Source organism: Micromonospora sp. NPDC049301 (genome assembly GCF_040678715.1).
Taxonomy (GTDB): domain Bacteria; phylum Actinomycetota; class Actinomycetes; order Mycobacteriales; family Micromonosporaceae; genus Micromonospora.
This window is the reverse complement of the sequence record NZ_JBFAQO010000003.1, coordinates 282,237-301,990: the sequence shown is the minus strand read 5'-3', so window position 1 is coordinate 301,990 and position 19,754 is coordinate 282,237. Positions and strand designations below refer to the sequence as shown.

The window sequence follows — 19,754 nt, the reverse complement described above, 5'->3', positions numbered from 1 at the left end:
CCGGACGCGCCACGTGGCTTCCTCGCGGGACGGATGGGAGTGCAGGATGACGGTCGCCGCAGGCAGAGAACTCAGCTGATGACCACGAGGTTGATCCTGGTCGTCGCGGTGGCCGTGATCGTCGCGGCGGGCCTCCTGGCCGGCGTTCTCGTCGAGCGTCGGGCAGGTGCTCGTCGCTACCGCTGGCTGCTCGCGCCGCTGTACCGCGCATCCCGGGGCCCCGCCGTCGCGGTGCTGCTCCTCGCGGCACTGTACGTGGCAATCCGCGCGTACCCCGGCGCGGGACACCACCCCGGCCGGCACGTCGTCGTAGTGCTGTTGATCGCGAGCGTGACGTGGCTGATTCTTCGCGCCCTGCACGTCGCCGAGAGGGTCGCGTTCAGCCGGCTGCCGGGCGAGACGCGGGCCGATCGCCGGGTCCGACGCGCCCGCACCCAGATCCGACCCGTCCGGCGCCTCACCTCCGTCGTGGTGACAGTCGCGGCGATCGGCCTGATCCTCACCACCTTCCCCGCCCTGCGCAGCATCGGGCTGTCCGTACTCACCTCGGCGGGTGTCATCGGCGCACTGCTCGGCCTGTCCGCGCGCACCGCGCTCGGCAACGCCTTCGCCGGTATCCAGGTTGCCTTCGCCGACGGCCTCCACCTGGGGGACGTCATCGTCGTCGACGGGCAGTGGGGACGCGTCGAGGAGGTAAAGCTGACCAACGTGGTCATCCGGCTCTGGGACGACCGGATGCTCATCCTGCCCACCACCTGGTTCACCGAACACCCCTTCCAGAACTGGACCCGGCACGAGACGCGGGTCATCGGAGAGATCCGGATCCACGTCGACCACACCGTCGACCTGGACGACCTCCGTGCCGAGACAAGGCGGCTCATCGAATCGTCACCGCTGTGGGATCGGCACCAGTGGGTGCTACAGATGGTGGACGCGACGCCGCAGACCGTCGTTGTCCAAATCCAGGCATCGGCGGCCGACGGGCCGAGTGCGTGGGATTTGCGCTGCGACGTGCGCGAGGGCGTCATCCGGTACCTGCGCGACCACCGCCCCGAGTGGATGCCTCGCACCCGCAATGAGTACCACCCCTGAGCCCGCACACCCGCTGACGCGAGGGCCTGGTCTCGCCACCTACGGGTTCACCTGGGGTGGCAGGGTGTGGAACCAGGTTCACCCACGTTCCCCGTACCGCTGTTCTCCCAGCCCCAGGACCACAGGTGTGGCTCAGACGGTGTGGACGCTGGCCGCTGGCGGGTTGGCCACCTGTGGCAGGGTCTCTTCTGCCTTGGATCGAAGGATGTCGGCGGTGAGGGCGGCGACTACGCAGAGGCCCACGGGCAGGAAGAATGTGTAGTTCAGCGGCATAAGGTGGGTTAGGGGTCCGATGATGGCGGGTCCGGCAAGCATGCCCAGGTAGCCGAGGCCGGCGACGCGGGAGACGTTCTTTCCGGCGGCGTTGGGGTCGGCGTGGCCGGCCGCGCTGAAGAGTTGCGGGATAGTGCCAGACAGTCCGATGCCGAACAGCACCCAGCCGGCGATAGCCAGCGGGATCGACGGTGAAAGGGCGATCATCGTGAGGGCGAGTGCCGCCAGTGCCGATCCGTAGCGGACGATGGCGACGGGGCCGAAGCGTGCGACGACCCGGTCGGTGAGGAAGCGCCCAATCGTCATGGCGGTGGCGAACGCACCGTAGGCGAGGGCGGCGGTGGCGACGGGCGCGTCGAGCACGTCGCGCATGGCCAGCACGCTCCAGTCGTTGGCGACGCCCTCGCTGAGCATCAGCATCAAGGCGAGCGCGGCGAGCGCCCAAATGCGAAGGGGCGTGGTCCGCCAGGTGGTGGCCTTGGCGGTGGAGCGCTCCGGCGCGCTGGCGGCTTCCAGCCTCGGTAACAGTGCGGGTGCGGCGACTGCGGTGACGGCGAGGGCGAAGAGACTGGCCGCGGTCAGGGTCGCCGTCGTGCTCCAACCCCAGCTGAGGGTCCGGGCGCCGACCAGCGCGGCGAGAACCCCGCCGATGGAGAACACGGCGTGGAACGCGGACATGATCGGACGCTTGTACCGGGCTTCGACCTGAACAGCGTGGGTGTTCATGCTGACGTCCAGGCTGCCGTTGCCAATGCCAAATGCCAGCAGTGCCACGCCCAGTGTCCACGCGTTCGTGGCGAGCGCGGGCAGGACGAGCGCCGCACTGCACAGCGCCGCGCTCATCGGCACGACCTTGCGAGCGCCGAACCGGTCGGTAAGCGGCCCGACCAGTTGCATTCCGGCGAAGGCACCGGCGCCGAGGAGCAGCAGGAGCCAGCCGAGCACGGCGTGGCTGATCCCGGCCCGGTGTTCGACGGCTGGGATGTGGACGATCCAGATCCCCAAGACGAAGCCGTTGAGGGCGAAGTAGGCGAAGGTGGCCAGCCGGGCGGCCCGCAAGGATCTCGTCATGCTTCCGAACATATCAAACATGATTCGCGTTCGAAAACTTGTCGATCGAACGCGCGGGGTGTTCAATGAGCGCATGGCGAGCGTGGACCGACACCAACAGATCACCGATGCCGTACGGCGGGCCGGGCAGCTCAGCGTGGCGGCGCTGGCGGAACTGACCAGCACCTCGGAGATGACGATCCGCCGAGACCTGGAGATCCTGACTGAACAGGGCGTCCTGGAGCGTTACCGCGGTGGGGCCAGAAGCCTGCTGTTGCGCGGCGAGGAACCCCCGTTCGCGCTTCGCGCCCAGGACGACTTGGCGGTCAAGCAGCGCATCGCCGCAGCGGTAGCCGGCATGATCGCCGACGGCGAGGCGGTCGTCATCGACAGCGGCACTACCTGCCTCGAAGTGGCCCGCGCCCTGACCCACCGTCGCCTGACCGTCATGCCGCTGTCCCTGCACGCGGCCAACGCACTGGTCGGCGCACCCCAACTGAGGCTTCTCCTGCCCGGCGGGGAGCCGCGCCCCGGTGAGTTGGCGCTCACCGGCCCCCTCGCGGAGGCGTCGCTTGCCGCGCTGCGCTTCGACACCGCAGTCATCGGCTGTTGTGGCCTGAACGCCTCGAACGGCCTGACCGCGTACGACCTGGCCGATGCTGCGATCAAGCGTGCCGTGATGGCCTCGGCCAACCGCGTCATCGCGGTCGCCGAGGCGGGGAAGTTCTCCCGCACCGCCCTCGCCTTCGTCGCGCCGACGTCCGCGCTGCACGCCGTCGTGACCGGAGACGACGCCCCCAACGACGAGGCTGACGCACTGGAAGCCGCCGGCGTCGTCGTGCGGAGGGTCTGAGCCGATGGCGGACACCGTGCTCTTCGACCTGTTCGGCGTCATCGCCCGCCAGCAGTCTTCTTCCGGCAAGGAGTTGCTGGTGACGACGGCGGGTGTCTCAGCCCCCGGCTTCTGGGAGTCTTACTGGGCGCTGCGTATGCCCTACGACCGTGGTGAGGTGACCGGATCCGAGTACTGGCGGCAGGTAGCGGCGACCCTCGGCACCACCTTCGATGAGCACCAGATCGCCCGCCTCATCGACGCGGACATCGCTAGCTGGAGCGCCGTCGACGACGACATGGTCGCCCTTGTCGAACAGACGGCGGCATCGGGGCGGCGGGTCGCACTGCTGTCGAACATCCCGGAAGAACTGGCCGTGCATTACGAGAAGCACCACCGCTGGTTGAAGCACTTCGACACAGTTGCCTTCTCCTGCCGTATCGGCCATGCGAAACCCGAGCCGCAGGCCTACCGGTGGTGCTGCCGCGCCCTCGACCTCGCACCAGGACGCATCCTGTTCGTTGACGACCGCGCAGAGAACGTCCAAGCTGCCGAGGCAATCGGCATGCCCGGCCACCTGTTCATCGGCCCCGGGCACGCTCGCCAGGCCATCGCCGAGCTGGACACCGTGCCGCAGATGCAGTAGCGGATCTGTCGATCGCCCTATGGCACTCGTCGAAAGGTACGGATTCGGCTGGTTCGGTTCGCGTAGCGGCGAAACCCTCGAAGTGTTCGGCCAAGTGGTCGACTTCGTCGACAGCTTCGGGCGCCTCGGAGCCTCGGATCACCGCGGTGTTCCTCGTCAGCTCCTCGCTCGACGCAGCCAATCCTGCGTCAGCGACCGCAGCAGCGCGGGTTGTTCGAACGGCAGGTAGTGTCCGGCCGCGTCAACCACGGTGAAGGTGCCTCGGGGATAGTGGCGCATGGAGCGGAACTGGTCGGCATAGCCGACTATCCCGTCCTGTCGGCCGGTGATCACGCTGACCGGACCGCCGAAGACGATGTCGGCCTCCTCGTCGGGAAGCGCGAAGTCAAGCCCCCCTCGCAGCTCTTCTTGGAACTCCTCATCGCCGGGGCCGCCGGAGTCCAGGGCCGCGAGCACCGTCGCGACGACAGCCGGGGTGCGATGACCCAGAGCGACGTCAAGGTGTGCCCGCAGTTCGGCGGGAGCAGCGTCCAGCCAACCCGTGGGCGCTTCGGGCGGCTCAAACTCAGGCAGGTCCCGGCCTTCTCGTGAGATTTTGACGCCCGGGCAGACGAGGAGCAGGCCACGGACAAGCTCGGGCCGCTGGCGCGCGATCCCGGCGGCGAGGTAGGCGCCGTAGGACGCACCAGCCAGCAGGACCGGTGCGCCGACGTGGCGGTCGAGCCACGCGCACACGGTGTCCAGCAATGCCTGGGATTCGGCTCTGCAGGTCGCCGGGGAGTCTCCGTGCCCGGGCAGATCCAGGTACACCTCTCGCAGGCCGGCACCCGCGAACGCAGGCGTGAAGGCCGCAGCCATGGCGGCGCGCGTCATGCCGAACATCGGAAGGCACGCCACCACCTTTTCGGCTCGCCCTGATTCATCAAACGCCAAATTCATGTCCAAATCCCCACAAGTGTCTTCAACGGGTGCTGTGCTCGGGACACGGTCGCCGAAGGATGGCCGTGATCGCTAGTGGCAGCCTTGTCACTCTCCCCCGGTGAGTGCGGAGTCGCCGACGGGCAGCGGGAGGCGATGGAGAACAGTCAAGCCGGCGGCGATCACGCCGAAGGCGATGATGGCGATGGCGCAGAACAGCAACGTCTCGCGGGCACCGAGGGCACTGACGAGCGGGCCGCCGAGCATGGTGCCGGCCGGTACTGCCACCACGGTGACGGCGCCGTTGGCGGCGAGGACCTGTGGCCGGTTCGCGTTCGTGGTGCTGCGTTGGAACAACGCCATCGACGTGGGCATGTACGGCGCCCACACCGCGCCGCCGATGGCGAAGGACAGTAGGGACAGGCCGGTGGGTGCGCCCAGCCCGAGGGGCAGCATGGTGAGACCGAAGCCCACGACGATGCCGATGGTGACGACCCACAGCGACCATCGGCGTAGGTAGCCGACGGTCAAGCCACCGACGAGGGCACCCGCACCGAACGCCATGTAGTAGGTGCCGAGCAGGGTGGCCGAGGCGTGCAGTTCGTCGGTGATGTAGAGGGGAAGGGCGACGTAGACGGGTCCGAAGAGAAAGAAGAACCCAAAGCTCAGAGTGAGCAGGCCAAGCAGGCTGCGGTTGCGGCGGATGACGCCGAAGCCGGCAGTGCGTGAGGCGCCGACCTGCGCCCGTCCCGGTCTGTCGGTGGCGGGTACGGCCAAGTGGTAGGTGAGCGCAAGGACGGCGAAGGTGGCCGCGTCGATGGCGATCACCCACACAGCCCCGCCCCAGCTGATCAAGAGCCCGGCCAGCGGAGGGCCACCGATGGTGGCCATCTCGGCGATGATGCCGAGGACGGCGTTACCCGCCAAGTGGTGGCGTACCGGGAGCACCTCGGCGATCAACGTGTAGCGTCCCGCCGAACCCCACGAGTGCAACAGCGACGAGATGGCCAGCAAGGTCACGTACAACCCGAGGCTCAGCGCCCCGAAGACGTACGCGACAGGAATCGCCGCAAGCGCGCCGGCGCGCAAGGTCGCGTCCCACCCGGCCAACTGCGCGCCGCCACGCCCACCCAACACCCGGCCGAACACCAGGGTGCCCACCACGCTGGGCACGGTGTACGCCGCCACTGCGAGCGCCACCCACATGCCACGCTGCCCCGGCGACGCCAACTGCAACGCCAACCAGCTCACCGCGACGATCGCCATGCCATCACCCAGGGCGGACACCGTCAGGCCGGGCAGGATCCGGCGCAGCAACGCATGGCTCAGCACAGGCCAGTATGGCGAGGAATGCGGGAACCGCCGCGTCACGGTCGCGGGTGTCATCCGTTCACGGAACACCACGAGGAGCAGCGACATCAATAAAGGTAGCTGTCAGCATAGTTTGCTCACAGCCGAACTGGTGCCCATGGCGCCCTGACCGATCCAGCCGGGACACCCGACGTACGACCCGGCCGTCCTGGCGGACAAGCTCTGGCACATGCACACCGGCCGCGAACAGTTCCGGGTCTTCGCCGAACACATGCCGACCGCAGCCTGAAGTCTCCACGCGTCGAGCATGGCCATGATGATCCGGTTGGCCTCCCCGCGGAAGCCGTACCGGGCGAGGCCATGGGCGATGAGCGAGTTGTCGTGCGGCCAGACGGTGCCCCGGTGATAGCCGATCGGGTTGTAGGCGGGGTCGTCGGTGGAGAACAGGATGCCGTCCCAGGAGTCGCGCCAGCATTGGTTGCCGAGGCCCTGGGATGAGCGGGTGGCGTATTCGTCGTAGCCGTCGTTGTTGCGGTCGCCGTACTCGTCGATCCAGCGCAGGGCACAATGCACTGGTCATGGCGTCGCAGTCGGCTCCGGGTGTCAGCCGACGGGATCCGCTACCGGTTCAGCATGGTGGGACATCGCGACTCGCATCGACACATGGCGCGTCTACCGCCGCGACGCTGGGCGGGCCGTAACCCCGGCGAACACCAGCCATCCCGAGAGCAGGTACGCGCTGGCCTCTTCAATGTCCGCTGGGGAGTCGTGTAGTCGCCGAAGTCCGCGCCCCAACCGGCCGCCGCCGGCTGACGAGGCCGCCACGCCCACATCGATAATGGCGGCGTGACGGATGAGCTGGTTCGTAGATTAGCTGAGGCGAAGCGACGCCAAGAAGAGACTGGCTGGTCCGATCCGCACGCCGCGCGGATCGCCTCACGCGAGGTTGTGGCCGCCGAGCGTGCCCTCGCAGCAGCCCGCGGCGACCAGTACGCCGAAGTTATCGATATCGGCTTCCAATGGGATTCTGGCGCTCCGCTACCGCACCTGCTCGCCAACGGTTCCCGCGCGTTCGTCGTCTGTTACGCAACCGAACCGAACCCGGACTGGGACGGCACCTACGTCCGGATCGTCTCCCCGAACGACGAGGAGCCCGAAGTCTTCGGCGTAATCGAATTCTGGCGGTGCGCCTCCGTCCGCCTCGGCGCACCCAACGACGAAGCCCTACACGGCCACCCCCTCAACGACAAGGGCCTGGAGTTCTACGCTCCTCACGAGGTCCACAACTCGCAGTGGCTCGAAGAGCACATCCGCATCAACTCCGTGCACTCCAATCACTCCGACAGGCCCTGGCGAGAACTGCACCACTACTTCCTGGCCTTCCACGACGAAATGTTCGAAACCCTTGCCGCAGGGGTCGAGACACGGCTGATCCACGGCACGCTGACGCCGCTACTCAACGAGCTGATGAAGGAACTCGTCGAATGGCCGCACCGGAAGGCATGAACCCAGCACGGGATATGGACGAGCAGCACCTGGACGGCTTCACGGTGGAGGGCACCAACAGCAGCCTGGACGGGCCGGAGCCGTTCAGTGTCCTCTACCGCGGCACCACCGGGCAGCCGGAGATGATCGCGCTACCCCCGAACCTGGAGCAGGCCGGCTGTCAGGTCGAGGCGGACCGCTCGGCGAGAGCATGCTCTTGAGAGCCCGTCTCATACCGGTTGGACTCGTGGCACCCTGGTTACACCGCCCCGCATCGCCGTACGTACGGCGGTGGCTCAGTGGCCGCGAAACGCTTCCTCCAGCCACCATGAGCCGCGCGCGGCGCAGACCTTGGCGTCGACCACCAGCGGCCGGTTTCGGGGACCAGCGACCCATTGGCGTACCGGCCCGAGATCGTCGACGGTCCGGACGGTCAACCCGTCGCAGCCGTAACCGCGGGCGATCGCGGCCAGGTCGGTCTCGGGGAAGGTGACCGTCTCCAACGGGTGCCCGTCCGGGCCGAAGTGGTGCACCTCGGCGCCGTACGCCGCGTCGTCGTAGATCACCACGAGGAGGGGCAGCGCCAGCCGGACGGCGGTGACCAGTTCGGTCGCGGACATGACGAAGCCACCGTCGCCGACCGCGGCGACGGTGAGCCGGTCCGGCCGGGCGACCGCCGCGCCGAGCGCACTGGCGAGGCCGAGCCCGACCGACTGGAACGCCTGGGTGAAACAGAATCCGGCCACGTCCGGCACGTCGAGCCACATCGACGGGTAGCCCATGAAGTTGCCGGAATCGACCACCACCGTCCGGTCGGGCGGCAGCAGGTCGTCCAGGGTGGCCGAGAGTGTCCTGGGGTCGATCGTCGCCGGAGCGCCGGCCGGCGCCGACCCACCCTCGTCCCGGTACGGGACGGTCCGCCACCGGCCGTGGTCGCGAATCCGTTGTGCCAGCTCCGGCGTACGCCAGCCGCCGGTCCCGGCCTCCACGGGCCCCGTGGAGCCGGCGCCCAGCCGACCGAGCACCGCCTCGGCGACCGCCGACACCTCGCCGGCCACCGTCAGGTCAACCGGGCGGTTCACCCCGAACGCGGCCGGGTCGTGGTCCACCTGGACGACGACGGCGGAGGGCGGGATCAGTTCGCCGTGCCGGGTGGTCCACATGTTCAGCGTGCTGCCCCACGCGACGACCAGGTCCGCCGTGCCGATCAGTTCGGCGGCGAGCGGGGTGGCGAAACCGCCGGCCACGTCGATGTTCCACGGGTTCCCGGCGAACAGTCCCTTCGCCGCGGCCGAGACCGCGAGCAGCGCGCCGCACGCGTCGGCGAGCCGGGCCAGCGGTTCCCGGGCCGCCCGGGCGCCCCGACCCGCGATGAATACCGGTCGACGTGCGGCCTGGAGCGCGGCCAGCAACGGCTCGACCTGCGGGGCGGTGGCCGGGGTCGGCGCGGCTGCAGGGACCGGGCCGGACCACGGTTCGGTCATGGTGCGCTGCACCTCCAACGGGAGGCCCAGCACCACCGTCGCGCCCCGGGCGGCAGCCCGGTACGCCGCGCCCGCGTCCTCGGCCGCGTGCGTCGCGCGTACCCGGTGGAAGTCGGCGCCGACCGCGGTGGCGAGCGCCGGTAGGTCGATGAAGAAGTTCGACCGGGGCGCGGTCGCCTCCGGGGCCAGGACCACCATCGGGGTACGGCTCTTCGCGGCCTCGGTGAGACCGGTCAGCGCGTTGGTGACGCCCGGACCCTGGTGCACCGAGAGCAGGCCCACCGTCCCGGAGGTGCGGGCGTACGCGTCCGCCATGCTCGCCGCGCCGCCTTCGTGGGCCGCCGCCACGAACCGGGCGCCGGCCGCCACAAGCGCGTTCGTGACATGGAAGTTGCCGCTGCCGACCACCCCGAAGACGTACCGTGCGCCGTGTCCGTACAGAACCCGCCCGACCACCTCGGCTACCCGCATCTGCGGCCCGGTCCTACCGTTCGACCAGCGCGAGGACCCGGCACGGGCTGCCGGACCCGGAGACGATCGGCAGCGGTCCGGCGATCACCACCGCGCCGGTCGCCGGCAACTGAGTCAGGTTACGTAGCTGGGTCAGGCCGTACTTCTCCTGGCCGAGCAGGAACGAGTGGCACGGGAACGGCGGGTCGAACGAATGCGCGGCACCCGCGTCGGTGCCGACCGTCTCCACCCCGACGCCCTGGATCGGCGACTCCTCGGCCAGCCAGCGGGCGCACTCGACGGAGATGCCCGGGGTACGCCCGGCGTTGGCGTACCGCTCCGGGTCGTCGCCGTACGCGTCCCAGCCGGTGCGGTAGAGCAGCCAGCCACCGGTGGGCAGGGCACCGTGTTCCGCCTCCCACGCCTTGATGTGCTCGACCTCGAGCAGGAAGTCAGGGTCGTCGGCGGCGTCGGCGGCGTGGTCGATCACCACCGCCGGGGCGATCAACTGACTCACCGGGACCTGCGACACGTCCGCGCCCTGTTGACCGGTGACCCAGTGCACCGGGGCGTCGAAGTGGGTGCCGGTGTGCTCGCCGGTGGAGAAGTTGTTCCAGTACCAGGCCGGACCGCGGTCGTCGTACCGGCTGATCTCGCTGAGCCGGAACGGCCAGGTCTGGCCGAACTGCTCGGGCAGACCCAGGATCGGGGTCTGGTCCGAGAGCGGAGCGGTGAGGTCGACAACCTGGATCCGGCCGCTGGAAAGAGCGGCGACAAACTCCTGCAGCACCGTCATGCGGCGACGGTACACCTCACTCACATTCCACGATGGACTCTCGAACGGGGCGTGTCGGCACGATCTTCAGTTGTCCTCTCAACGGCGCGGTCACAGCGGCAGCGTTCACCCGGCGGCCGGCAGATCGGCGATCCGCGTACCGAGATCAAGCTCCAGCGGACCCCGGGTCTGCAAGCCCCGGTCGAACAACTTTTTCGACCGGTCCTGCACCTCCGGGGCGGCGACCAGCTCCTGGAACCGGCGGCCGTCGGCGCGTACGGCCTCTGCAGGCGGCAGCGTCAGCTCGTTGATCGCCCGCTTCGTGGTCTGGATCGCCGCCGAGGGAAAAGATGCGATCCGTCGGGCCAGCGTGGCCACGAACTCATCGAGCTCGGCATCCGGCAGCGCCCGGTTGATCCACCCATACCGCTCCGCGAGGTCGGCGTCCGCGTCCTGCGCGCCGAGGATCATCTCAATGGCCCGTCCTCGGCCGAGCAGGCGCGTCAGGTGTTGTAGGCCACCAGCCCCGGGTGCCACGCCGAAACCGCACTCGGGCTGGCCGAGCACCGCGTTCTCCCGCGCCGCGAAGCACATGTCGCAGGCGAGCACGAACTCGCTACCCGCTCCCCGAGCCCGTCCGCGCAGCTTCGCGATCGTGACGACCGGTGCGTCGCTCAGCTTGCGCAGCACCATCCCGAGAAAGGCGTCCTGCGGACCCCCGCCCGCCTTGGCCGCCTCAGCCGAGTACTCGGCGACCTTGGTCAGGTCGACGTGAGAAATGAAGAAGTCCGGGTCGGCGGTGTCGAAGACGACCACCCGCACCTCTGTGGTTCTGGTCAGTCGGTCGAGCAGGGTGACCAGGTCCCGCACCACCTCCGGGCCGATCATGTTGATCGGCGGCGCGTCCAGCGTCACCGTCAAGACGCCGACGGTCAACTCAGTACGCAGGGTCTCGAACGAGGTGTTCACCCGCCGGCTCCTCTCCGTCGCGCAACCGAAGGCGCGGGCAGCGGCGGTGGGATCCACGGAACGACCAGCGCCGGGGCTCCACGTCACGCGACGGATCGGCGCCCATGGTCGATGTCGATCGTACGGACTGCCTCCGCGCGTGCGTGGCGCTTCGCCAGATCCCGAATCGCTCTCCCACCTAGCCCCGCGCGACTCCTTATTGGCGGCCGTCGAGCAGGCGGTCAAGGTTCACTGCTGTGTCGATCAACGAAAGGTGGCTGAACGCCTGCGGGAAGTTGCCGGTCTGCTCGCCGCTGGGCGCGATCTCCTCCGAGTAGAGGCCGAGTGGGCTGCTGTAGGTGAGCATCTTTTCGAAGATCAGCGTGGCGTCGTCGAGCCGGCCGGACTCGGCGAGGGCCCGGACGTACCAGAAGGAGCACATGGTGAAGGTGCTCTCCTGCCCGGGAAGGCCATCGGGCGAGGCGGCCGGGTCGTACCGGTAGACCAAGCTGTCGGACACGAGTTCCCCGTCCATCGCCCGCAGCGTGGAATGCCACATCGGGTCCATTGATGAGACCAGTCCGACGCCAGGCATGGCGAGCAGCGACGCGTCCAGGACGTTGGTCGCGTAGTGCTGGACGAAGGCACCGCGCCCGGGGTGGAAGCCACGGGCCATGATCTGTTCGTAGATCTGGTCTCGGTTACTCAGCCAGCGAGCGGTGTTGGCCGGTCGTCCGCGTCGGTGCGCGAGGCGGACAGCCCGGTCAAGGGCGACCCAGGACATCAACCGCCCGTAAGTGAAGTCCTGGCGGCCGCCGCGGGTTTCCCAGATCCCATCTTCGGGCTGGTCCCAGTGCTCGCAGAGCCAGTCCACCAGTCGCACGGTGTTCAGCCACAACTGGTGGGAGGTCTGCAGACCATGGCAGTCGGCCTCATAGAGGCCGTTGAGCAACTCGCCGTAGATGTCGAGTTGCAGCTGGTTCGCGGCGCTATTGCCGATCCGCACCGGCGCTGATCCGCGGTAACCCTCGAAGTGGTCGAGCACCTCCTCCGAGACGTCGGGGGAGCCGTCGATGCGGTACATGATCTGCAGCGGCACCTCCCGGTCCCAGGCCTCCCGGACCCGGTCGTCGACCCAGTGGATGTACTGCCGCGCTTCGTCGGTGAAGCCCAGCTTGAGCAGGATGTGTGCGGAGATTGACGCGTCGCGAATCCAGGTGTAGCGGTAGTCCCAGTTGCGCTGGCCGCCGACCTGCTCGGGCAGCCCGGCCGTGGGGGCGGCGATGAGCGCACCGGTCGGCGCGTACGTCATGAGTTTCAGCGTCATCGCGGAGCGTTCGACCGTCTCCCGCCAACGGCCGGTGTAGCAGGAACGGCCGAGCCAACGCCGCCAGAAGTCGCGGGTCTGCTCCAGCAGCTCCTGCACCTCGTGCGGCGTGTAGAAGCGTGGCCGGTCAGGCGACACTCCTGTTTCCAGAACAGCACCCCCGGCCTCGCCCTCGCGCAGCGTGGCGACGGTCCATATGCCACCGTCCTTACACCGGACTCCCTGCTCGCCGGGCCGGGTCTCGGGGTATCGAACGAGGCTCACGGCGAGGGAGAGCGCGGGGCTGCGGAAAACGTGACCCGCGGGGTACGCGTGGAGTTCGTGCCGATCCCGCCCGTAGTTGAAGCGGGGTTGGCAGTCGACACGGAACCGCATCACACCTCGGACGACCCGCAGCATCCGCACCAGGCGGTGGCGATCGGTGGGCTGGTCCCCGGCGACGGGCATGAAATCCACGAGCTCACCCACGCCGTCGGCGCTCAGGAAGCGGGTGATCAGGATCGGCGTACCGGGTAGGTACAGCTGCTTGCTTACGTAGTCGACGCCCTCTGGCGACACCTGGAAGTGCCCACCCTTGTGCCGATCGAGCAGTCCGCCGAACAGGCTCGGCGAGTCGAACCGCGGCGCACAGAACCAGTCCAGCGTCCCGTCCATCGCCACCAGCGCCGCGGTCTGCAGATCACCGATCAAGCCGTGGGCTTCAATTGCAGGGTACGAATCCAACCAGGCCTCCGGGTTATCTCATCATTACCAAACTACCTTGTACCGGACGAAGCCTCCTATAACTCCGCACCACGGGCACAACTCATCACTGAGCTTGTTCCTGGACATCGCGGGGCGGCGCCAAAGGCTGTTCGCTCTGGCGCACGTGGACAGGGTTCTTCCGCCGAGCAGGGTCGGAGCTCGGATCGCAGAGCATGAGAGCCATGCCACCAGCCGCTGATTGGCTCTCGACCCCCAACGGCCTGCCAGCGAGATTGCAGATCTGATGCCGCAACTTCCGGGAGTTGTCATGCAGGTAGCCGTCGTGACCTTCGACGGGTTCAACGAGCTCGACAGCTTCATCGCCTCGGCGCTGATCAACCGCTGCCGTAAGGACGACTTGGAGGCCTTCATCACGACGCCGACGCCGGTGGTCACGTCGATGAACGGCGTCGAAGTCGCTGGACAGCGCCCGATGGAGTTCGTGACCGAAGCCGACGTCGTGCTGATCGGTAGCGGGGTGAAGGCGCGAGACGTGGTCGCCGACGATCAGCTGCTGTCCAGGCTGCTGCTCGACCCCTCGCGACAGCTGATCGGCGCGCAGTGCTCCGGCGCGCTGGTGCTCGCCCGGCTCGGGTTGCTGGCCGACATTCCGGCCTGCACGGACATGACGAGCCGGCCCTTCGTCGAAGCCTGCGACGTCACCGTGCTGGACGCGCCGTTCCACGCCGAGGGCAACGTCGCTACGGCGGGCGGTTGCCTGGCGTCCCAGTATCTCGCCACGTGGGTGATCACCCGAATGCTCGGGGAGGGCGCCGCGCGCGACGTCATCGATTACGTGGCTCCGGTCGGCGAAAATCAGGAGACTGTCGAGCGGGCCGTACGCGCCGTCCACGCGGGTGAGGTTGCACTGCGCTGACGCGCTGTCAGCCTTTCAGGCCGCATGCAGTCATGGCGGCGATCCCTGCGCGCATCGAAGGCGTGGCATTGAAGTACGAGCGCGAGCATGTTGCTGCCATCGTCGAGATGCCGTGCCGCCGCGTACTGGCGGACGAACCTGACCATGCGGCAGATCGGTCCGCTGTTCGAGCTGTCGCAGTCCGCCGCCCACCGGGTCATCGACACCCTCGGGCCGCTATTCGCCCTGGTCCCGGTACGCCGGCGGCGGGTCGACCAGATCACGATCGTTGACGGCACCCTGGTCCCGACCGGCGACCAGGCGTGGTCGGGCCGATGTGGCGCAGGCGATCAGCGGGTACGCCCGCCCTCACCAGCTGGTTCGCGATGGCGCTCGAGGGGTGGTCCAGGAAGACCGCCACGTGTTGGTCGTCGCCGAGGTAGCAGGCGGCGGCCAGGGTGCCGACGTTGATGGGGTCGAGTCCGTGGACCTCGCGCAGATCGAGGACCAGACGCAGCGGCCGGTCGTGCCGGATGGCCCGAACGAGGGTGCGACGCAGGTCGATCGCGTCGTCGGCGTCGAGTAGGCCACGTGGTTGTATGACAAGGGTGCCGTCTGAGTTGGTGTCGACGCCGACCGTGGCACCGGTCATCGCGTTGCCTTCCGTCACCTGGTGTTTCCCGAGCCGTCAGATTAGAGGCTGGAGGACGGGTGGTCGACCGTTGGCGCGAATGTTCACCACGTCACGAACAGATCACGAGCACGGTCGTGATCAGCGCGACGACCGTCGCCAGGCTCGCAGCCAGGAGTGCTCAGATCGTTCAACGGCGCACCCGATAGCGCAGGTGAAGCACCCGATTGCCCTGAATCACCACGTCAGGATCCTCCAACAGGTGCTGCGCGTGGACCGACCCGAAGTAGCGCTTGCCGGACCCGAACACGACGGGTACGACGTCCATGCGCACCTCGTCGACCAGGCCCGCGGCAAGCACCTGGCCACCGACGTCGCCGGCGGCGACCTCCACCATGCGGTCACCCGCAAGCTCCTGCGCCTTGGCCACGGCTGCCTCGACGCCGTCGACGAAGTGAAACGGTGCCTCGGGGTCCCAGCCCTCGGGCTCCGGCCGGTGCGTCACGACGACCACGTGGTCGATCCCGCCCGGAGGCTTCCCGTCCCAGCCGTCCGTCATGTCGAAGACGTGGCGGCCGACGATTGTCACCCCGATCTGGTCCCAGTACGGCCGGGTGTAGTCGTAGGACGTCTGCGACACCTTCACCTCGCCGCTCTCGTCCAACGGGACGTCACCGCTGGACAACCAGTCGAACAGCGGTCCGGGCTGGTCATTCTCGTCCGCGACGAAGCCGTCCACCGACACCGAGCTGTACATGACCACCTTGCCCACGGGGCTCTCCTCTGCTTTCGGGTGCCCCCAAATTAGCGTGTCGTGAGCTGTCGCTCTTGTACGAAATCAATCGGCCGGCAGCGGCCAGCCGTCCAGCACGTGGCCGAGCGCCCGGCCAGCAGTTCGGCGCGTGGACCGTCACCACCGGCAGCGTCGGCCTGACCCGCGACTGGCAGGCCGCGGAAGGTAGCCAGTCAAGCCCGGTGCTGGAACAGGCGTCTCGACCCACCTCAATGGTGCTGTCGTCGTGGATCCGCATCGTGGGCGACGTGTGGCTGGTCGGAACGCACCCGCAGATCAGATAAGGGCCGATCTGTCAATAAGCGAATCAAGATTGGGTGAGGCCACAAGCGACCCGGAACTTCAAGGCATTGAGATTCCCATCTCTGCCGGCAGAGTTCCTGGCCGACGAGGAGAAACCGACTCTATGCTTGCCGCCGGAATACGCTGCGGCGTATCCGGTCCGAGCGGAACACCAATTCGAGGATTTGCGAATGCGATCAAATTCTGCTCTGAGCAACGGCACTGCTGGCGTCAGCGAAGTAACACCGAACGGCGAACCGCCGACCTCTACCGCGGAGGGCGTCGCGCGCCGGTCCGCGGTCGCCGAAGAACAGGCGTTTCTCGACTTGGCTACGGCCCGGCGCGACAGGTTGGCCGAACACCTACAGGGCGAGCTTTCGTCAGAGGCCTTGGACGCGTTGGAGCGGGCCCGGCAGCGCATGCTCCGCCAGCAGTACGACGAGCTAGGGCGAGCACGGGAAGGGCTGGTCTTCGGCCGCCTCGACGGTCTTGATGGCACCGTGCGACACGTGGGCCGTGTCGGTCTCCGCAACGACGGCGAGGACAGTGAGCCGTTGCTGGTCGATTGGCGCGCTCCCGCAGCTCGGCCCTTCTACACCGCGACGGCTGTCGACCCACAAGGTCAGGCACGGCGCCGCCACATACGTACGAGGGGATCGGCCGTTGTCGGCGTGGACGACGAGCCGCTGGACGGGACCATGACGGCGGAACTCGTTGGTGAAGGCGCTCTCCTGGCCGCCCTCGACCAGCGGCGTACCGGCCGCATGTCGACGGCGATCTCGACGCTGCAACGCGAACAGGACGACATCATCCGGGCCGAGGCGACCGGCCCGCTGATCGTTCAGGGCGGTCCCGGCACCGGCAAGACCGTGGTTGCTCTGCACCGCGTCGCCTACCTGCTGTTCGCCCACCGAAACATGGCCGACCAAGCGGTCCTGGTCCTCGGTCCCTCGCCGCGGTTCCTCCAGTACATAGCCCAGGTGCTGCCCGCGCTCGGTGAGACCGCCGTCGTCTCGGCGACCTGCGACACTCTGCTGACCGAGATCCGCGTGGGCCGCGACGAGAGCCGTCTTCTCGCCGAGATCAAGGGCCGTGCCCTCTGGCAGCCCGCGCTCGAAAACTACGTCATGTCGCTGCTCCCCCGGCCCCGTGAGCTGAAGCTGCGCTGGGAGGGCGAGTTCTACGTCATCACCACCGCAACAGTGGCGCAGGCGCTCGCCTCGGCGGTGCAGGGACGCCCGTACCACCGCGCCCGCGCGGCGTTCGCCGAGCAGTTGCACCACCTCCTTGCCGAAGTCGTCGTCGAGCAGCGCGAGGCGCTGATGAACGAGATGGAGGAGGGCTTCGAGGACATCCTCGCCCGCGTCGACAGAGACATGCGGCAAGACCACCACTCCGGCAGGACGTCCACCGGCAGTGACATCGACGGATTACTCTCCGATGAGGAGATCGAACACCTCCGTAATCGGATCGCCGAGAACGCCACCATCGCCCGGTTCATCGAGGCATGGTGGCCCACCCTCGACGCCGAAACCCTGCTGGGTGACCTCCTGACCAACCGCACCCTGCTGGCCCGGTTCGCCCCGCAGCTGTCCCCGCAGGAGATCACCGCCGTCTCGGCCGAGCCCACCCCATGGGCATCGAGCGACATCCCCCTACTCGACGCCCTCGCCGACCTACTCGGCGAGGTCGACGCCCCGCAACCACAGGGCGAGTTCGTCGCCGACCGCGCTCGCCGGCAGCGCGGCTGGGTGTACGGCCACGTCGTCATCGACGAAGCGCAAGAGCTGTCCGAGATGCAGTGGCACATGGTCCTACGGCGCTGTCCCAGTCGATCCATCACCGCCGTCGGCGACATCGACCAGGCGGAGGCAGCGCACCGGCACACCAGCTGGGCACAAGCGGTGCGGGCGGCTTTCGGAGACCGCTGGACCGCCGCGGAACTCACCATCTGCTACCGGACCCCGCGCGAGGTCATGGACCTCACCGAACCGGTCTTGCAGAAAGCTGGCAGCCACAACACGCCGCCACGGGCGGTACGCTCCTCCGGCATCGCCCCCTGGAAGCTCACGATCACACCCGCCGACCTTGCCGACGCCGCCGCCCAAGCTGTGCGCCAGCTGCAGCAACGGTGGCATGGCGGCACGGTCGGCGTCATCGCCCCCGCCGACCGCATCGGCGAACTCCTAGCCGTGCTGAGTGATGTGCCCGTGCTCACCGCAACCCAGTCCAAAGGATTGGAATGGGACGCGACGCTACTCATCGACCCCCAAGGCATCGCCGCTGAACCGCGCGGCTGGAACGGCCTCTACGTCGCGCTCACCCGATGCACCCAGGAACTCGGACAGCTGATACTCACGCAGCAATCACCACACCCATGACAAAGCCTCCGGACGTCAGGCGCCTCCTCGGGACGTGAGGCACCGGAGGTGAGCAAGTGACCACCGTCGACGCGGCGTGCGGCTACTTGCCGGCGAAGCTACCTCCCCGGCTCACCCAGCCCGTCGACCAGGCCCTCGTCTTCGCCGCGGTGAGGCCCTCGGTCCCCGAGTAGCAGCAACTGTCCCCGGCTGCCGGGAGCTGGTTACGACGGTGCCCACCCAGATAGCGGACCAGTCCGATGACGTCCTCCGGTACGAGTTGCCCGGCCCGGCCACGCCGTTGGCGATGATCCACAAGAAGGGCGGGACCGTTCGTGTCCCCGAATCCTTACGAGCGAGCGCGGATGATCGTCTTCCCGGTGATCCGCTCGGTCGGGTTGAGAGCGGCGACGGCGTCGTCGAGGTCTGCGATGTTGCCGATGTTCGTCCGCAGTCGCCCGTCCCGTACCCGCCGGACGATTTCACCCAGTTGGGCGCGATCGGGCGTCACGACGAAGTCGATCGCCAGGCCGTCCGCGGGCCGCGCCTCGGGCGGTCCGACGACGGACACCAGGATTCCTCCGGCTCGAATCAGGCCCGCGGACCGCTTCCCGATGTCGCCGCCGATGACATCGAAAACCAGATCGAGTCCACCGACGGCTTCGAGGACGTCGTTCTCGAGGTCGACGAACTCCTGCGCGCCGAAGTCGAGCGCCTTGTGACGGTCGGCAGCGCGACCGGTGCCGATGACGTAGGCGCCGAACTCACGTGCGAGCTGCGTCACCATCGAACCGACTGCGCCGGCCGCTCCGTGCACGAGGACGCTCTGCCCCGTCTGAAGGCGGCCGTGCTCGAACAGTCCCTGCCAGGCGGTCAGGCCAGAGATCGGCAGGCTCGCGCCCACCGCGAAGTCGACGTCGCCGGGCAGCGGCGCGAGGTTGCGCGCCTCGACGGCCACATACTCCGCCAGGGTGCCGTCGCGAGTCCAGTCCGTAAGGCCGAACACCCGCTGTCCCACCGACAGTCCCGTCGTGCCATACCCGATAGCGCTGACCACTCCGGCCAGCTCGTGTCCGGGAATCGACGGCGTCCGGTCACGGCCGAGGCGATCGGTCCAGGTCGAGGGCCAGGCCATCTCCGTCGGGACGAACCCCGACGCATGAACCTGAACGACGACGTCGTTGAGTGCCGGTTCCGGCTCAGGCCGCTCCACCAGCGTCATCCCGGCCGTTCCCGCAGCCTCGTCCGTCACCACAATCGCCTTCATTCGATACCTCCTTGTATCCAGTCCTCGTCCGCACTGTCACGAGGAACAAATTTCCGTTTCCCAGCATTGGCGGCGTCAGGCCTCCGCCCCGGACCACACCGCGCTGATCGGTAGCGGTTCGGGCGCGAGGATCTTGTTGGGAGTTGCGGGGACGTCCGTCGAACTCGGCACCGGAGGACAAGTCGGGCAGCTCAGCGCTACCGGAGGCGCCCCGTCGGACGCCACGAACC

At 68.2% G+C, this 19,754-nt stretch carries 18 protein-coding genes and 2 pseudogenes; 9 read left to right on the top strand and 11 right to left on the bottom strand.

Annotation, left to right across the window (positions count from 1 at the left end; translation table 11 throughout):
• Positions 1-78: 78 nt before the first annotated feature.
• Positions 79-1,092, top strand: coding sequence for a mechanosensitive ion channel domain-containing protein (locus tag AB0K07_RS11270; RefSeq protein ID WP_363753443.1), 1,014 nt, complete (start codon positions 79-81; stop codon positions 1,090-1,092).
• 132 nt (positions 1,093-1,224) lie between these two features.
• Here the strand turns inward: AB0K07_RS11270 and AB0K07_RS11265 are convergent, their stop codons facing one another.
• Complete coding sequence (locus AB0K07_RS11265; RefSeq protein ID WP_363753441.1) at positions 1,225-2,436, bottom strand: MFS transporter; 1,212 nt, start codon at positions 2,434-2,436, stop codon at positions 1,225-1,227.
• A 73-nt stretch (positions 2,437-2,509) separates the two neighbouring features.
• Here AB0K07_RS11265 and AB0K07_RS11260 point away from each other — a divergent pair, with 73 nt between their 5' ends.
• On the top strand, positions 2,510-3,268 hold the full coding sequence (locus tag AB0K07_RS11260; protein ID WP_363754286.1) for a DeoR/GlpR family DNA-binding transcription regulator: 759 nt from the start codon (positions 2,510-2,512) through the stop codon (positions 3,266-3,268).
• Between the two features lie 4 nt (positions 3,269-3,272).
• Complete coding sequence (locus tag AB0K07_RS11255; protein ID WP_363753440.1) at positions 3,273-3,893, top strand: HAD family phosphatase; 621 nt, start codon at positions 3,273-3,275, stop codon at positions 3,891-3,893.
• Positions 3,894-4,049: 156 nt separating this feature from the next.
• Here the strand turns inward: AB0K07_RS11255 and AB0K07_RS11250 are convergent, their stop codons facing one another.
• From AB0K07_RS11250 to AB0K07_RS11240, 3 genes and pseudogenes are all read right to left on the bottom strand, one after another.
• Positions 4,050-4,832 (bottom strand): alpha/beta hydrolase, encoded by a 783-nt coding sequence (locus AB0K07_RS11250; RefSeq protein ID WP_363753438.1) that lies wholly within the window; start codon positions 4,830-4,832, stop codon positions 4,050-4,052.
• A gap of 87 nt (positions 4,833-4,919) precedes the next feature.
• Complete coding sequence (locus tag AB0K07_RS11245; protein ID WP_363753436.1) at positions 4,920-6,233, bottom strand: MFS transporter; 1,314 nt, start codon at positions 6,231-6,233, stop codon at positions 4,920-4,922.
• A 186-nt stretch (positions 6,234-6,419) separates the two neighbouring features.
• Positions 6,420-6,686, bottom strand: a pseudogene (locus AB0K07_RS11240) (hypothetical protein); the annotation flags it as partial.
• A gap of 282 nt (positions 6,687-6,968) precedes the next feature.
• Between AB0K07_RS11240 and AB0K07_RS11235 the strand changes: the two are divergent.
• Together AB0K07_RS11235 and AB0K07_RS11230 are read left to right on the top strand one after the other, a co-directional pair.
• Positions 6,969-7,628: a hypothetical protein gene (locus AB0K07_RS11235; protein WP_363753433.1), complete on the top strand. Its 660-nt coding sequence runs from the start codon at positions 6,969-6,971 to the stop codon at positions 7,626-7,628.
• 14 nt (positions 7,629-7,642) lie between these two features.
• Positions 7,643-7,828, top strand: coding sequence for a hypothetical protein (locus AB0K07_RS11230; protein WP_363753430.1), 186 nt, complete (start codon positions 7,643-7,645; stop codon positions 7,826-7,828).
• A gap of 75 nt (positions 7,829-7,903) precedes the next feature.
• On the opposite strand, the gene AB0K07_RS11225 is transcribed toward AB0K07_RS11230, so the two are convergent.
• The 4 genes from AB0K07_RS11225 to AB0K07_RS11210 all read right to left on the bottom strand — a co-directional run bounded on the left by AB0K07_RS11225 (position 7,904) and on the right by AB0K07_RS11210 (position 13,314).
• Positions 7,904-9,562 carry a thiamine pyrophosphate-binding protein gene (locus AB0K07_RS11225; RefSeq protein ID WP_363753428.1) on the bottom strand — a complete coding sequence of 553 codons (1,659 nt, stop codon included), beginning with the start codon at positions 9,560-9,562 and terminating at the stop codon, positions 7,904-7,906.
• Positions 9,563-9,575: 13 nt separating this feature from the next.
• On the bottom strand, positions 9,576-10,337 hold the full coding sequence (locus AB0K07_RS11220) for a cyclase family protein (RefSeq protein WP_363753426.1): 762 nt from the start codon (positions 10,335-10,337) through the stop codon (positions 9,576-9,578).
• A 105-nt stretch (positions 10,338-10,442) separates the two neighbouring features.
• Positions 10,443-11,285 (bottom strand): enoyl-CoA hydratase/isomerase family protein, encoded by an 843-nt coding sequence (locus AB0K07_RS11215; RefSeq protein WP_363753424.1) that lies wholly within the window; start codon positions 11,283-11,285, stop codon positions 10,443-10,445.
• Positions 11,286-11,481: 196 nt separating this feature from the next.
• On the bottom strand, positions 11,482-13,314 hold the full coding sequence (locus tag AB0K07_RS11210) for a glycoside hydrolase family 15 protein (RefSeq protein ID WP_363753422.1): 1,833 nt from the start codon (positions 13,312-13,314) through the stop codon (positions 11,482-11,484).
• Positions 13,315-13,603: 289 nt separating this feature from the next.
• On the opposite strand from AB0K07_RS11210, the gene AB0K07_RS11205 reads away from it, so the two are divergent.
• Positions 13,604-14,212: an AraC family transcriptional regulator gene (locus AB0K07_RS11205; RefSeq protein ID WP_363753420.1), complete on the top strand. Its 609-nt coding sequence runs from the start codon at positions 13,604-13,606 to the stop codon at positions 14,210-14,212.
• A gap of 123 nt (positions 14,213-14,335) precedes the next feature.
• Positions 14,336-14,503: pseudogene (locus AB0K07_RS11200) on the top strand (transposase family protein); the annotation flags it as partial.
• Here AB0K07_RS11200 and AB0K07_RS11195 read toward each other — a convergent pair.
• Together AB0K07_RS11195 and AB0K07_RS11190 are read right to left on the bottom strand one after the other, a co-directional pair.
• Positions 14,472-14,843 carry an STAS domain-containing protein gene (locus AB0K07_RS11195; RefSeq protein WP_363753418.1) on the bottom strand — a complete coding sequence of 124 codons (372 nt, stop codon included), beginning with the start codon at positions 14,841-14,843 and terminating at the stop codon, positions 14,472-14,474. The pseudogene AB0K07_RS11200 and the gene AB0K07_RS11195 sit on opposite strands and share 32 nt — an antisense overlap.
• A 169-nt stretch (positions 14,844-15,012) precedes the next feature.
• On the bottom strand, positions 15,013-15,594 hold the full coding sequence (locus AB0K07_RS11190) for a dihydrofolate reductase family protein (protein ID WP_363753416.1): 582 nt from the start codon (positions 15,592-15,594) through the stop codon (positions 15,013-15,015).
• A gap of 56 nt (positions 15,595-15,650) precedes the next feature.
• On the opposite strand from AB0K07_RS11190, the gene AB0K07_RS11185 reads away from it, so the two are divergent.
• Both AB0K07_RS11185 and AB0K07_RS11180 read left to right on the top strand, forming a co-directional pair.
• On the top strand, positions 15,651-15,899 hold the full coding sequence (locus tag AB0K07_RS11185; protein ID WP_363753414.1) for a hypothetical protein: 249 nt from the start codon (positions 15,651-15,653) through the stop codon (positions 15,897-15,899).
• A gap of 189 nt (positions 15,900-16,088) precedes the next feature.
• On the top strand, positions 16,089-18,278 hold the full coding sequence (locus AB0K07_RS11180; protein WP_363753412.1) for a UvrD-helicase domain-containing protein: 2,190 nt from the start codon (positions 16,089-16,091) through the stop codon (positions 18,276-18,278).
• Between the two features lie 328 nt (positions 18,279-18,606).
• Here AB0K07_RS11180 and AB0K07_RS11175 read toward each other — a convergent pair whose 3' ends face one another.
• The gene (locus tag AB0K07_RS11175) at positions 18,607-19,524 is read right to left on the bottom strand and encodes an NADP-dependent oxidoreductase (RefSeq protein ID WP_363753410.1); all 918 of its coding nucleotides are present in this window, start codon (positions 19,522-19,524) and stop codon (positions 18,607-18,609) included.
• Positions 19,525-19,754 lie beyond the last annotated feature (230 nt).

Coding starts and splice junctions, on each gene's coding strand:
- AB0K07_RS11220 (WP_363753426.1), bottom strand. CDS start 10,337: ATGACGGTGCTGCAGGAGTTTGTCGCCGCTCTTTCCAGCGGCCGGATC.
- AB0K07_RS11195 (WP_363753418.1), bottom strand. CDS start 14,843: ATGACCGGTGCCACGGTCGGCGTCGACACCAACTCAGACGGCACCCTT.
- AB0K07_RS11255 (WP_363753440.1), top strand. CDS start 3,273: ATGGCGGACACCGTGCTCTTCGACCTGTTCGGCGTCATCGCCCGCCAG.
- AB0K07_RS11180 (WP_363753412.1), top strand. CDS start 16,089: ATGCGATCAAATTCTGCTCTGAGCAACGGCACTGCTGGCGTCAGCGAA.
- AB0K07_RS11225 (WP_363753428.1), bottom strand. CDS start 9,562: ATGCGGGTAGCCGAGGTGGTCGGGCGGGTTCTGTACGGACACGGCGCA.
- AB0K07_RS11175 (WP_363753410.1), bottom strand. CDS start 19,524: ATGAAGGCGATTGTGGTGACGGACGAGGCTGCGGGAACGGCCGGGATG.
- AB0K07_RS11260 (WP_363754286.1), top strand. CDS start 2,510: ATGGCGAGCGTGGACCGACACCAACAGATCACCGATGCCGTACGGCGG.
- AB0K07_RS11270 (WP_363753443.1), top strand. CDS start 79: ATGACCACGAGGTTGATCCTGGTCGTCGCGGTGGCCGTGATCGTCGCG.
- AB0K07_RS11205 (WP_363753420.1), top strand. CDS start 13,604: ATGCAGGTAGCCGTCGTGACCTTCGACGGGTTCAACGAGCTCGACAGC.
- AB0K07_RS11250 (WP_363753438.1), bottom strand. CDS start 4,832: ATGAATTTGGCGTTTGATGAATCAGGGCGAGCCGAAAAGGTGGTGGCG.
- AB0K07_RS11265 (WP_363753441.1), bottom strand. CDS start 2,436: ATGACGAGATCCTTGCGGGCCGCCCGGCTGGCCACCTTCGCCTACTTC.
- AB0K07_RS11230 (WP_363753430.1), top strand. CDS start 7,643: ATGGACGAGCAGCACCTGGACGGCTTCACGGTGGAGGGCACCAACAGC.